The organism is Pseudomonas sp. TH21 (assembly GCF_016651025.1).
GTDB classification, from domain to species: Bacteria; Pseudomonadota; Gammaproteobacteria; order Pseudomonadales; family Pseudomonadaceae; genus Aquipseudomonas; species Aquipseudomonas aylmerensis.
Window position 1 is genome coordinate 1,736,833 of sequence record NZ_JAEKEQ010000001.1, and the last position, 13,015, is coordinate 1,749,847.

13 protein-coding genes are annotated in these 13,015 nt (G+C 59.9%); 6 read left to right on the top strand and 7 right to left on the bottom strand.

What is annotated here, in order from left to right:
* Window position 1: 1 nt before the first annotated feature.
* Genes JFU04_RS07775 through JFU04_RS07785 form a run of 3 tightly spaced genes read right to left on the bottom strand, consistent with a single transcriptional unit; the run spans window position 2 to window position 3,403 of the window.
* The gene (locus tag JFU04_RS07775) at window positions 2-1,747 is read right to left on the bottom strand and encodes a Gldg family protein (RefSeq protein WP_201143795.1); all 1,746 of its coding nucleotides are present in this window, start codon (window positions 1,745-1,747) and stop codon (window positions 2-4) included.
* Between the two features lie 13 nt (window positions 1,748-1,760).
* Window positions 1,761-2,486, bottom strand: coding sequence for an ABC transporter permease (locus tag JFU04_RS07780; RefSeq protein ID WP_201143796.1), 726 nt, complete (start codon window positions 2,484-2,486; stop codon window positions 1,761-1,763).
* Window positions 2,483-3,403, bottom strand: coding sequence for an ABC transporter ATP-binding protein (locus JFU04_RS07785; RefSeq protein WP_201143797.1), 921 nt, complete (start codon window positions 3,401-3,403; stop codon window positions 2,483-2,485). Before JFU04_RS07785 ends, JFU04_RS07780 begins: the two co-directional genes overlap by 4 nt.
* A 222-nt stretch (window positions 3,404-3,625) precedes the next feature.
* Here JFU04_RS07785 and JFU04_RS07790 point away from each other — a divergent pair, with 222 nt between their 5' ends.
* Complete coding sequence (locus JFU04_RS07790; protein ID WP_201143798.1) at window positions 3,626-4,612, top strand: hypothetical protein; 987 nt, start codon at window positions 3,626-3,628, stop codon at window positions 4,610-4,612.
* A 113-nt stretch (window positions 4,613-4,725) separates the two neighbouring features.
* Window positions 4,726-5,199: a transcription elongation factor GreB gene (gene greB, locus JFU04_RS07795; RefSeq protein ID WP_016972352.1), complete on the top strand. Its 474-nt coding sequence runs from the start codon at window positions 4,726-4,728 to the stop codon at window positions 5,197-5,199.
* 45 nt (window positions 5,200-5,244) lie between these two features.
* On the opposite strand, the gene JFU04_RS07800 is transcribed toward greB, so the two are convergent.
* A complete protein-coding gene (locus tag JFU04_RS07800) occupies window positions 5,245-7,755 on the bottom strand; it encodes an ABC transporter permease (RefSeq protein WP_201143799.1) in 2,511 nt (836 codons plus the stop codon).
* The gene (locus JFU04_RS07805; protein WP_201143800.1) at window positions 7,755-8,438 is read right to left on the bottom strand and encodes an ABC transporter ATP-binding protein; all 684 of its coding nucleotides are present in this window, start codon (window positions 8,436-8,438) and stop codon (window positions 7,755-7,757) included. The genes JFU04_RS07800 and JFU04_RS07805 overlap by 1 nt, the downstream gene beginning before the upstream one ends.
* Window positions 8,439-8,448: 10 nt before the next feature.
* Between JFU04_RS07805 and JFU04_RS07810 the strand changes: the two genes are divergently transcribed.
* From JFU04_RS07810 to JFU04_RS07820, 3 genes are all read left to right on the top strand, one after another.
* On the top strand, window positions 8,449-9,054 hold the full coding sequence (locus JFU04_RS07810; protein ID WP_065901725.1) for an arylesterase: 606 nt from the start codon (window positions 8,449-8,451) through the stop codon (window positions 9,052-9,054).
* 58 nt (window positions 9,055-9,112) lie between these two features.
* A complete protein-coding gene (locus JFU04_RS07815; protein WP_003172705.1) occupies window positions 9,113-9,406 on the top strand; it encodes a hypothetical protein in 294 nt (97 codons plus the stop codon).
* A 104-nt stretch (window positions 9,407-9,510) separates the two neighbouring features.
* Window positions 9,511-10,479, top strand: coding sequence for a L,D-transpeptidase family protein (locus tag JFU04_RS07820; protein WP_106804748.1), 969 nt, complete (start codon window positions 9,511-9,513; stop codon window positions 10,477-10,479).
* A 135-nt stretch (window positions 10,480-10,614) separates the two neighbouring features.
* Here JFU04_RS07820 and oprI read toward each other — a convergent pair whose 3' ends face one another.
* Window positions 10,615-10,866 (bottom strand): outer membrane lipoprotei OprI, encoded by a 252-nt coding sequence (gene oprI, locus JFU04_RS07825; protein ID WP_003172710.1) that lies wholly within the window; start codon window positions 10,864-10,866, stop codon window positions 10,615-10,617.
* Between the two features lie 611 nt (window positions 10,867-11,477).
* Between oprI and JFU04_RS07830 the strand changes: the two genes are divergently transcribed.
* Window positions 11,478-11,759, top strand: coding sequence for a GNAT family N-acetyltransferase (locus JFU04_RS07830; protein ID WP_003189869.1), 282 nt, complete (start codon window positions 11,478-11,480; stop codon window positions 11,757-11,759).
* A 72-nt stretch (window positions 11,760-11,831) separates the two neighbouring features.
* Here the strand turns inward: JFU04_RS07830 and JFU04_RS07835 are convergent, their stop codons facing one another.
* Window positions 11,832-12,908 carry a 3-deoxy-7-phosphoheptulonate synthase gene (locus JFU04_RS07835; RefSeq protein WP_016975370.1) on the bottom strand — a complete coding sequence of 359 codons (1,077 nt, stop codon included), beginning with the start codon at window positions 12,906-12,908 and terminating at the stop codon, window positions 11,832-11,834.
* Between the last annotated feature and the right edge of the window lie 107 nt (window positions 12,909-13,015).

Here is a 13,015-nt window from a genome sequence, read left to right on the forward strand (position 1 = left end):
TTCAGCGACGTGCGGCCTCGCCGTTCAAGCGTCGTCGACGATGGCCGAGAAACACCAGCCAGGCAACCAGGCACAACATCAGCGGGATCGCGAAGGTCACGCCCAGTTTTATCGCCAGCTCCAGGCGATTGATCTGCGCGTATGCCTCGGCCTTCAAGGCGTGCAACTCCATGGGCAAACGCAGGCGCTCCTTATTGAGGGCCTGCAATTGCGTCCTGGTGTCCACTGCCTGGGTGCCCAGGTTGATCACTTGTGGCGTCAACTGCCGCCATTCCTGTTCCGTTCGCTGCAGGCGTCGTTCCACCTCATAGGCCTTGCCGCGATAGACCTGTTCGGCGGCGTTGCGCATGGCCTCCAGCAGGGTCGGTGAGTTGCTTGCTGGTGTACGCGGCCGAACGTTGGCCAGTGCTTCAAGGGCGGACAGGTTATCCAGTGTATTCAAGATAAACAGTGCGTTGCTGTCAGGCGTCGCGGGGCTGAGCTGATCGGTGAGCATGTCGGTGTCGGCGACCACCACGACATGGATCTTTGTCGCTTTTTGCACGCCCGGCGGTTGACCCTTGATGCCTTCAGGAAATGCCGAATAAGCCGGCCCCTCGATACGGGCCGCAATTACATGACGTTTGCCTTGTTTGGGCAGCACGTCAGACAATGCGTCACGCACGGTGACGTCCACGAAACGCTCGGTATCCATCAGCTCGGCGTGCTCGGAGCTGTACAGCAGGGGGGTAAATGTCGTGCGACTTTTAGCCAGGCGAGAGACAGCGCCGCTGCTGGATACGATCACGGTGTTCAATTTCCAGGTGCTCACATCCTGCGTGTTCATCGCCTGCCGTGGCAGGTTTAACCGGGCTGGGTACCGCTCCGCGTTTCTTCCGGGGCCCGGCTCAGTCCAAGACGAATAGAGGCCGTCGACCAGCAGCTTATCCGCTGGCATCTGGATACCCCAGGCGGCCAGCAGTTCGTGCAATCGAGTATTGGCTGGCGCACGGCCTGAGCGTTGCTCGCCCAGGGGGTCGATAAACATCATCAACCTGCCGCCCTTCAATACAAATTGTTCAATGCCATACAGGGTCTGTTCGGACAACGCGGCGGGCTGCACCACCATCAGTGCCTGGACATATTCCGGGATGCGCACGGTCGTCGACTCCAGCAGCGCGAGGTTAAAGTGCTGCTGCACGGTCTTGAGCAGCCGCCCTGCGGATTCCTCCATCGCTTGCCCTGAGATCAGACCGACAATGGGGCGCTCAGGGTGTTGCAACTTATAGATCAAGTGGCTGATTTCGTAATCGAGCAAGGGCTCACGATCAAGGCTGAATGATTCGATGCGTTGCGCACCGTGACCGGCACGGGTACCGATAAGGCCCAGAAAACCGCCCTCATCGTCGAGGCCAAATAGCTCCGCTTTGTAGGCATCCTCTGAAAAACGTGCAGGTTCGATAAGGTGCAGGTTGAGCATGCCTCGGGCGGCTTTTTCATATTCCTTGAGCCGGTCCTCGATACGCTTGCCATAGCGTTTCATCGCGGGACTTCTTGCTGGGGCGTTGTTGGCGTTGAAGTAATACAAGTCTACCGGGCTTTCCAGGGAATTCAGGAAGTGCCGTACGGTGGGGGATAAAGTGTGGATCTGGGAACGGGAATAGTCCCAGCGAATGTCGGGAAGTTTAACTATCCAGACCAGGTTGAACGCGAGGAATAGTAAAAGCAAGACAATAAGTGTCATGCCGGTACGCAGAGTGGATCGCATGGGGCTTTCCTTCTCAGCGATGCTTGTAATTAAGGGTGATGGTCGCCGCAGTGAGGAAGGCCAGGATCATGCTAATGAAGTAAAGAATGTCGCGAAGTGCAAATTTTCCATCGTCCAGGCTGCTGAATCTTGAAAGCGGATTGAGGGAACTCAAACTGTCGATAACCCAAATGGGCGCTTGATGTTCCAGAGCATCGAGTAAAGATGAAAGTCCACTGACGGTGAGCAGTAAGCCCATCGTCAGTATGACGACGACGGTACGCTGACGGACGCAAGTGAAGATGAAACAACCGGCAGATAGATAACTGCCCGCCAGCAGCCAACTTGCCAAAAATTGCGAGGCTATAACGGCGTTGTCCGCCCTGCCCAGATAATTGGCGATGATGACCAGCGGAAACGTCAACAGCAGAGCCACGCCGACTACAACCCAGGCAGCCAGGAACTTGCCGATCACCCACTCAAAGGGGGTGACGGGCAATGTTTTCATCAGTTCGAGAAAACCGGCATTCGCCTCATCCGACCAGAGTTGCGCCGCCAGGGCGGGGATCAAGAGTAAGTAAAGCCAGGGATGCAGTTGGAAAAAAACCTGCAAGGTGCTGCTGTCTTGCTCCAGCCACGGGCTGAGGTGAAAACCCAAGGCCACGGACAGTACTAAAAAAATCGCCACGCTCAGGTATGTGCCTGGTGTGCAGGCATAACTGGCGAGTTGGCGCTTGAAAATGACGGGCAGCAATTTCAAAGAGTGGCCTCTCGGCTCAGGTGGTGGACCACATCGTTCAGGCGGCCTGACTCCTGGTGCAGCGAGCTGATTTGCCACCGACGACTGGCGATGAGTGTGTGAATGTGTGAGGAGATGTTATGGCCCGGCATGGCCAGCACGGTCACGGTGCCGGGGGCATGGCGATGCTCTTCGATGCCCGCCACGCCTGGCAGGACGGCGAGCGCCAGCAGGTCCAGAGGCGTTTGCGCGGTCAGGGTAACTGCCTGGAAATGACGGGAATCGCGTTGCAGATCAGGCAGTGGCGTATCGGCCACCAGACGCCCGCCCGCAAGCACCAGCGCCCGTGTGCAGAGTTCGGACAATTGATCGCAGTGCCGGGACGCGATGATCACCGTCATCTCCTGCGTCAACGACCTAATAAGCGCCCTGAAGGTGTGTCTTTGATCGGGTGCCAGTCCTTCGGTCGGCTCATCCAGTAACAACAAGGCCGGACCATGCAGGATGGCTTGGGCAATCGCGACTTTACGTTTCCATCCAGTGCAGAGTGTGTCGAGGGGCGCGTTGAGAATGGGCCATAACTCCAGTCGCATGGCGGCGTGTTCCACGCGCGCGCGTTTTTCTGCGCCGTGGAACCCACGAATGCTGGCAATGAAATGCAGGAACGCGTTTGCCGACATCGTTGGATGACCGAGATCCCGGTCCAGTTGATAGCCGATCGCTTTCTTTATCTTGAGAACTTGCGGGTTGATACCCTGGACAGTGACGTGTCCACTGGAAGGCGAAGTTGTACCGGAAAGTATATTCAACAGTAGCGTTTTAACAGTAGGGTCTTCTCCAAAAAGCCCCAGGCATTCGTGTTGATTGGCGCTGAATGAGAGATCACTGATAATGTTTTTCTTGTCCAGGTATTTTGTCACGTTGCTTATTTCGATCATGTGTTTACCGAATAAGTTTGGTATGACGTTAAGGGAGAGATTTTAAAAAGGGTACGGATAATCATCGCTTTTGGGAACGACGATCAGCATTAATAAGAGAAGTCCTACGTGTGTGCCCGGTACATCGCTGAAACAATTGGAGTGTGTGTTGACTTTTAAATTTCGAATGTTTATTTGATGTTTGTATAGACGTTCTGCGCTGTGTAACGAGGCCTGATAATCATGATGCTGCTACGTACCCTAGTTCTTGAACGCGATGGTCAGGATGCACCGGTCAACGGCGCACTGCTCTGTGGGTTTGCTGTTGGTCAGATTGCCTCCAACTTCCTCGTTTACAGCCTCGATGAAGAAGTTGAACCGGGGAGTTCCAGGGTTTACATCGCGGCATTGCGTAAAAAAGCCGAACGGTATTTTCTCGGTGGTGTCGAGTCCAGGGACGACTTGCAAGTTGCCATGCATGTGTTCAAGCAAATTCTGACGTTGGCGGCGTCGGGTGCAAAAGCCGCTGGCGTCACGGAAACCCAGTTGCCCTATCATTTTGTCGATTTGAAAGGCTGCAAGCTGCCGCCTGCCAGGCCCGAGGATCACCACTCGGTGATCATCAAGAAAGCGCTGGTGATGAAGGTGATTACCCTGGGCATTTCCGCGCCTGCGTTGCCGGCAATCGAAAGCGCGTCATTGATCGTGCCGTCCATTCGCTTTTCATCGAAATTAAGCTCGTCCCCCAGGGCAGCGATCGCGGCCGACCCTGCCCGTGTACCTGAGCACGAGCAGCCTGTCGAAGAGCCACGCCCGGTGGCGATCGAAATGCCGGTAAACCGCGTACAGGCTGAACCTGTGATGCCGCCCGCGCCGGAGCCGCGGGGTCAACCTGGATTGCCCGCGCCCATGGACCAGAACGCCATGTTCGAGGTGGACAGTACACTGACCAACCTGGCGCGTGTCGCACAGGAGTTGACCCAACAAAAGCTCGCCGTCATCGAACAGCAGGCGGCGCTTGATCAATGGCAGGCTCGATTGCAGCAGGAACAAAGCCAGTCCGATGAGAGGTCTCGAGAGCTGGAGCAGCGCATTGCCCAGTTGCATGACCAGTCGCTTGCGGTCAGCCAGAGAACCGAAACACTGAAGGTCATGACGTCGCAGGTGTCGAACCTGCGCCAAAGCTTGCGCGCGATGCTGCTGGACCTGGACCAGGTCCTGGATGGCTAGACCGGCCTGGCTACTTTCCCGGGTTCATTTATCATCAACGCCAGCCAGCCGACGCCAGGGCATGATTGCCTGGCCGATTGGCACCTATGGACATTGCCTGGGGATGCATGCGTTTGAGTACCAAGCTGATTACCAAAGAAGGTCATGAAGCGCTGAAGAAAGAGCTGGACTACCTGTGGCGCGAAAAGCGCCCGGACACCACGCGCAAAGTGACATGGGCTGCCTCGCTGGGCGACCGCAGCGAAAACGCCGACTACCAGTACAACAAGAAATTGCTGCGCGAGATCGATCGCCGGGTCCGGTACCTGCGCAAGCGCCTGGAAGACATGCGCGTGGTGGAGTACATGCCCGAGCAGGAAGGGAAGGTGTTTTTCGGCGCCTGGGTCGATATCGAAAACGAGCAGGGCGAGACCAAGCGTTTTCGGATTGTCGGCTATGACGAGATTTATGACCGGATGGACTATATCTCCATCGACTCTCCGATGGCCCGCGCGTTGTTGCGCAAGGAAGTCGATGATGAGGCCATTGTGCAGACGCCCGGCGGCGAAGTGTGCTGGTGGATCACCGGGATCGAGTATGTGAAGTGAGCGCCGTTGGCCCGCGTCCTTTGAAGGACGCGGGCCATTGTGTTTTCAGCCTTCGCGCAATACGGTCAGAGGGCTGGCATTCAGTGCGCGGCGCGTACCGAAGACCCCGGCCCCGCCGATCAGTACCGCACCGATCACCGGCAGCACCAACAACCACGGGTGCGGGTGCCAGGCCAGGTCAAAGGCATAGCGGTACAGCACCCAGGTCACCAGCTCGGTTCCCAGCGCCGCCAGCAACCCGCTGACGGCACCCAGCAAGCCGAACTCGATGCGCCTGGCCTTGACCAGCAGCTTGCGTTCGGCACCCAGGGCGCGCAGCAGTGCACCTTGGCGGATCCGCTCATCAAGGGTGGCCTGCAGGCCGGAGAACAACACCGCCATTCCGGCCGCCAGCACAAACAGCAGCACGTACTCCACCGCCAGGGTCACCTGCGCCAGGATGCTGCGCAACTGCTCCAGCAGTGCCTCGACCTGCAGGATGGTCACGGCCGGGAAGGCACGCGACAGATCGACAATCTGCTGGTCGTGCCCAGGCGCCAGGTAAAAGCTGGTCAAGTAGGTCGCGGGCAGATCCTTCAGCGTGCCTGGCTGGAAAATCATGAAGAAGTTCGGCTGGAAGTTGTCCCAGTTGATGGTGCGCAGGCTGGTGACCCGCGCTTCACGGTTTTCCCCGCCCACGGTAAACACCAGGTGGTCGTTGAGTTTGAGCTTGAGGCTTTCTGCGACCTTGGCTTCTACCGAGACCCCGGGGATTTCATCGGTGGGTTGCTGCGACCACCAGGTGCCCGCTGTCAGGGCGTTGCCCGGTGGCAGGTCGGCGGCCCAGGTGAGGCTCAAGTCACGTTGCACCGCGCGGTCGCCGCTGGAGTCCTTGCTGACAATCTCCTGCACCGGTTCGCCGTTGATGCTGATCAGCCGGCCCGGCACCACGGGATACAGCGGTGCTGACTGCGCCTGCAGCTCCAGCAGGCGAGCGCCGAACGCGTCTTTGTCGGCCGGCAGGATGTTGAGGGCGAAATAGTTGGGCGCATCCTTGGGCAACTGGTTTTGCCAGGTGTCGAGCAACTCGCCGCGCAGCAGGGCAATCAAGCCCATCGACAGCAGGATCAGGCCAAAGGCCAGGGACTGGCCAGCCGCCGCCAGCGGGTGACGCAGCAATTGTCCCAGGCCCAGGCGCCAGGGCAGGGAGGCGCGGGCCAGCAGGCGTCGCAAGCTTTGCAGCAGCAACAGGAGCAGGCCACCGAGTACCAGCGCTGCCACCACGCCACCGCCGAGCAGGGCGAAGGTCAGCACCAGGTCGAGGCTCAGGCGCCACATGATCAGGCCCAGGGCGAACAGGGCTGCGCCGTAGACCATCCAGGTGCTGGAAGGAATCGGCAGCAGGTCGCGACGCAGTACCCGCAGCGGCGGCACCCGACCCAATGCCGCAAGTGGCGGCAGGGCGAAGCCGGCGAGGGCGACCAGCCCGGTGCCGATCCCGGCGATGGCCGGCAGCAGGCCGCCAGGCGGTACGTCCGCCGGCAGCAGATCGTGCAGGAAGTAGAACAGGCCAAACTGCGCGAGCCAGCCGAGCAGGGCGCCGGTCAGGCTCGCCAGCAGGCCCAGTACGCTCAATTGCAGGCTGAACAGCAACATCGCTTCACGGCGCGATAACCCCAGGCAGCGTAACAATGCACTGGCGTCGAAGCGGCGGGTGGCGAAACGGTTGGCCGACAAGGCCACGGCGACGCCGGCCAGCAGCACTGCCACCAGGCTTGCCATGTTCAGGTAGCGCTCGGCCTTGCCCAGGGCGCCGCCAATCTGCTGGTTGCCGTCTCGCGAGTCCTGCAGGCGCTGGTTGGCGGCGAGGCCGGGCTTGACCAGGTCGCGATAGGTTTGCAGCGCTGTGCTGCCCTGTGGCCCGCGCCACAGTTCGCGGTAGCTGACGCGGCTGCCGGGCTGGACCACACCGGTGGCATCCAGGTCCGCCAGGTTGATCATCACCCGGGGCGTGAGGCTGTAGAAGTTACCGGCGCGGTCGGGTTCGTAGGTGAGGATGCGGTCCAGGCGCAGGGTCTTCATGCCGACATCGATACTGTCGCCGACCTTGAGGTCGAGTGCAGTCAGCAGCCGCGCCTCCACCCAGGCTTCACCGGGCTTCGGGCCACCTCCCGGGGTTTCATCGCCAAACGGCGCAGCCGCGCTTTTCAGCTCACCGCGCAGCGGGTACTGCTCGTTGACCGCCTTGATGCTGGAGAGCTGGATGCCGTTGTCGGTGGCAATCACGCTGGAGAATTCGACCACCCGGGCGTGATCCAGGCCCAGTTCGGTCCCCGACCGGATTTGTTCGGGCCGCGCCGGCGAGCTGCCTTCAAGCACCAGGTCGGCGCCGAGGAACTCGGTGGCGCGCAGCATCATGGCGCCATTGAGGCGGGCACCGAAATAGCCGATGGCGGTGCTGGCAGCTACCGCCACCAGCAGGGCGAAGAACAACACGCGCAATTCGCCGGCGCGGGCATCGCGCAGCAATTGGCGCATGGCAAGGCTGAACAGGCGCAACAGCGGCAAACGTGCCATCAAGGCTCCAGGGGCGCGACCATCAGGCCGGCTTCAAGGCGGATCAGGCGTCGGCAACGGTGGGCCAGGCGCTCGTCGTGGGTGACCAGCACCAGGGTCGTGCCGCTTTCTTTGTTGAGCTCGAACAGCAGGTCGCTGATGCGCTCGCCGGTGTGGCTGTCGAGGTTCCCGGTGGGTTCATCGGCAAATAGCACGTCCGGTTCGGCAGCGAACGCGCGGGCGATCGCCACTCGTTGCTGTTCACCGCCGGACAACTGGCGCGGCGAGTGGGTCAGGCGTTGGCCCAGGCCGACTCGCTCCAGCAAATGGGTGGCGCGCTCGCGGGCGTCTTTGCGGCCGTCCAGCTCCAGCGGCAGCATGACGTTTTCCAGGGCGTTGAGGCTGTCGAGCAACTGGAAGGACTGGAACACGAAGCCCACGTGCTCGGCGCGGATGCGCGCACGCTGGTCTTCGTCGAGGGTGCTGAGGGCTTGCCCGGCGAGTGTGACTTCGCCGCTGCTGGGCAGGTCGAGGCCGGCCAGCAGGCCCAGGAGGGTGGATTTACCGGAGCCGGAAGCACCGACGATAGCCAGGCTATCGCCCTTGTTCAGTTCCAGGCTCAGTTCGTGCAGGATAGTCAGTTCACCTTCCGCGCTGGGAACCACTTTGCTAAGGTTCCGCGCGATGAGAATGCTTGCGCCCATGGAGAATCCGATGCGAATGTGGTTTTTGAGTGCTGGCCTGGCCTTGATGTGCATGGCCCAGAACGCAGCGGCGGGTACAGTCCTGATCGTTGGCGATAGTATCAGTGCCGGTTTCGGCCTGGATACCAGCAAAGGGTGGGTAGCGTTGCTGGGACAACGGCTCAAGAAGGAAGGTTTCGACGATAAAGTGGTCAACGCTTCCATCAGCGGCGACACCAGTGCCGGAGGCTTGGCGCGCCTGCCGGCGGCGCTTGCAGAGCATAAGCCGGATGTCGTGGTGATCGAGCTTGGCGGCAATGACGGCCTGCGCGGCCAACCGCCTGCGCAATTGAAACAAAATCTTGCGTCGATGATCGATCAGTCCAAGGCCGGCGGCGCCAAGGTGCTGTTGCTGGGCATGCAGTTGCCACCCAACTACGGCCCGCGCTACACCACGGCATTCGCTGAAGTGTATGGGGCACTGGCCAAGGAAAAAAACGTCCCGCTGGTGCCGTTTTTCCTCGAGGGCGTCGGTGGTCATCCCGAACTGATGCAGGCGGATCAACTGCACCCGGCGGTCGGCGCCCAGGGCAAGTTGCTGGAAAATGTCTGGCCGACGCTAAAACCGCTGCTTTGACGCTTTTCTACCGGCAGGCTTTCGGCTAAGGTGGCGCCCCCCCGATTTGGAGCCCTTGATGTCGCGTCCTGCCTGGTCCCTGTTTAACTACCAACTGATCGAGCCGGACGAGCAGCTGGATCTGTTCGCCTGCCAGGAAGTGCGGGTGCATCTGGTCACGCGGCAATTGGAACTGGGCGGCTCCATCGATCGTACCCTGTGCGGTACGTTACTGCCGGCGCAACCGCGGTGGTCGCTGGTCGATCGCTCGATCTTCCAGGACCAGCGCCTGTGCCCGTTGTGCCGGGCGATTCTGGAGTCCCAGAAGCGCGGCACGCCGCCAATCTGGCCGGAGCTGCGTTTCGAGCTCTAGATGCAGCTGCAAGCTTCACGCTATAAGCTGTAAGCTAGCGGCTGAAAGCTTGCAGCTTGCAGCTTGTTTTTAACCTACCCGTCGTTCTGCGAAGGATTTTCCGGATGTTGTCGCGCCTTTCCGTCGTCACCTGCTGCCTGTCTCTTGCTGCACTTTGTGCGGCCGGTTCTGCGTCAGCCTTGCAGTTGCCCCTGCCCCCGCCAGGCGAGGACATCGTCGGTCAGGTCCAGGTGATCAAGGCCAAGTACGAAGACACCTTTGCCGACCTGGGCACGACCTATGACCTGGGCTATTCGGAGATGGTCGCGGCCAACCCGGGCGTGGATGCCTGGTTGCCGGGGGCGGGCACTGACATCGTGCTGCCGACGCGTTTCATCCTGCCGCCCGGTCCTCGGGAAGGCATCGTGATCAACCTGGCGGAGTACCGGCTCTATTACTTCCCCAAGGGCCAGGACGTGGTCTACACCTTCCCGCTGGGGATCGGTCGTGAGGGCTGGGGCTCGCCGGTCGCCCACACCACGATTACCGGCAAGATCCCTAACCCGACCTGGACCCCGCCCGCCTCGATCAAGGCCGAGCACGCCGCCAATGGCGATCCGCTGCCCAACGTGGTGCCGGCCGGTCCGGACAATCCTTTGGGACCGTTCAAGTTCACCCTGGGCACCCCGGGCTACCTGATCCACGGTTCGAACATGAAATTTGGTATCGGCACGCGTACAAGCCACGGTTGCTTCCGCATGTTCAACAACAACGTGCTGGAGATGGCCAGTATGGTGCCGGTGGGTACCTCGGTGCGCATCATCAACGATGCCTACAAGTTCGGCAGCAGCGGCGGCAAGGTCTACCTCGAGGCGCATACGCCGCTGAACGACGACGGCACGCCTTCGGTGGTCGACAAGCACACGGCGGTCATCAACGCCTTGCTCAAGCGTGAAGACCTGGCCAATAACCTGCGGGTCAACTGGGATCAGGTGCGTGATGTGGTCGCGGCCGAAGACGGCCTGCCCACCGAAATCGGGGTGCCGGGTGCAGCGCCGATAGCGTCCAGCGCGCCGATCGACCTGCAGCAATAAGCCTGCTCGACCCTGAGCCCGCCACAGCCTTGCGCTGCGGCGGGCTTTTTATTGCGCGGCATCGAGGCACGAATCGCGGGCAATAAAAAAGCCGACCCAAGAATGGATCGGCTTGATAACAACCCCGAGGGATTATTACTTGCGGCTTGCTTTTTCAAGCATGCGCAGAGCGCGCTCGTTAGCTTCGTCAGCAGTCTGTTGTGCTTTTTGAGCAGCAGCCAGAGCTTCATCAGCTTTACGGTAGGCTTCGTCTGCACGAGCCTGGGAGCGAGCTGCTGCGTCTTCAGTTGCAGTCAGACGAGCTTCGGTTTCTTTGGAGACGCTGCTGCAACCGGTAGCCAGAACTGCGGCCAGAGCCAGAGCAGAGAATTTCAGAACGTTGTTCATCGTGTTCCCCTTCAAGGACTTTCTATTAAATGGCTATTTCCTCAGAGTGAGTTCATAGCCGGCGTACATACTACTCATTACTTGTAGTAAGTAAACTGACGTAGCGCAAGAAGCAAAAAAAATTCTTGTGCCGAATCTATTTTGGCTAATCTTTTGGAGGTTTGTATAAAAACCGTCCAATTTTTTGCAGTCGGGCGAAAATTGGATCCAGGCTGAAAGGGCCGGCCCGCATGTGTTAAGCCTTGTAAACAGATGAAAATTTATATATCGAGGCCGACACTTTCGCGCTGCTTGCCTTTACCACGCCTGGCATCTTTTGCGCATGTAGAGTGACTTTAAGAGCGGCAGTTCGTCTCAAGGTTCAACGGCCGGCAAATGTTCAGGCTATCGGTCACCGGTTGATCGAGGCCCTTTCTATATCCACCCATGGCAAGGATGACGAGTGCGGCTTGAGCAATGGCAGGATTGGTGCCTACTATTCTCTACGTGCTGGTTGTGAGCGCTAAAGGTTTTCTCGTTGTCGAAACCGGCACGGGGTGGCGTAGATGTTCCTTCGCCGGAAAAACATCGGTAAGGTAGGGGTCGCAATCTTAGACCCGCGAGGAGTAGTGATGAGCGAGGCGTTGTCCATCCACCATGACCAGGCTGGTCATCAGTTCGAGACCAATGTGGACGGTCATCGTGCCTATCTGACCTATATGGACCTCGGGAAGCAGACCCTGGACATCTATCGGACCTTCGTGCCCAACGCGCTGCGCGGCCGTGGTATTGCGGCGGCATTGACCGAAGAAGCGCTGAAGTTCGCCGAAGAGGCCGGCTACACGGTGATCCCGTCCTGCTCCTATGTCGAACGCTACATGGAGCGCCACCAGCGCCATGCAGCGAAGCTGTAAGCCACACGCTGCAGCATGAAAAACGCCGGGCTTAGCCCGGCGTTTTTGTGTGCGCTCGATTCAACCGCACTGTCAGGTGCGTTTGCGCTTGGGCAAGACGTCCTTGAGCTTGGCGTGCATGCTGCGCAGGGTGTTCTCGGTAGCAGCCCAGTCGATGCAGGCATCGGTGATCGACACGCCGTACTGCAAGTCGGCGAGGTCCTTTGGAATCGCCTGGCAGCCCCAGTTCAGGTGACTCTCGACCATCAGGCCGATAATCGACTGGTTGCCTTCGAGGATCTGGTTGGCGACGTTTTCCATGACCAGTGGCTGCAGCGCCGGATCCTTGTTGGAGTTGGCGTGGCTGCAGTCGACCATGATGTTCGGCTTGATCTTGGCCTTGTTCAGGGCCTGCTCGCACAGCGCGACGCTGACCGAGTCATAGTTGGGCTTGCCGTTGCCACCGCGCAGCACCACGTGACCGTAGGCGTTGCCCTTGGTGGTGACGATGGAGACGCCGCCTTCCTGGTTGATGCCCAGGAAGCGGTGAGGGCTGGAGACCGATTGCAGCGCGTTGATCGCCACGGTCAGGCCGCCGTCGGTGCCGTTCTTGAAGCCGACGGCCGACGACAGGCCGGACGCCATTTCGCGGTGGGTCTGGGATTCGGTGGTGCGGGCGCCGATGGCCGACCAACTGATCAGGTCCTGCAGGTACTGCGGGGAGATCGGGTCGAGGGCTTCGGTGGCGGTGGGCAGGCCCATTTCCGCCAGGTCCAGCAGCAACTGGCGACCGATGTGCAAGCCGTCCTGGATCTTGAACGAGTCGTCCAGGTACGGGTCGTTGATCAAGCCTTTCCAGCCCACAGTGGTCCGTGGTTTCTCGAAATAGACGCGCATCACCAGGTACAAGGTGTCGGACACTTCCGCTGCCAACACCTTGAGGCGCTCGGCGTACTCGTGGGCAGCCTTGAGGTCGTGGATCGAGCAGGGCCCGATCACCACGAAGAGGCGGTGGTCGGTGCCGTCGAGAATGTCACGGATGACTTCGCGGCCCTTGGTGACGGTCTGCAGGGCAGCGTCGCTCAGGGGGATTTCGCGCTTGAGCTGATCGGGTGTGATCAGCGTCTCGTTGGATTCGACGTTAAGGTCATTGATCGGTAAATCAGCCATCGTGTTACTCGCCAGGGTCACGGGTGCCGGCCGCCAGCCATCCCCGTGCGGCGGGCACAGCATGATTTTGAATACAGGGGGGAGGAACCTTAGCGCGTAACACGGGC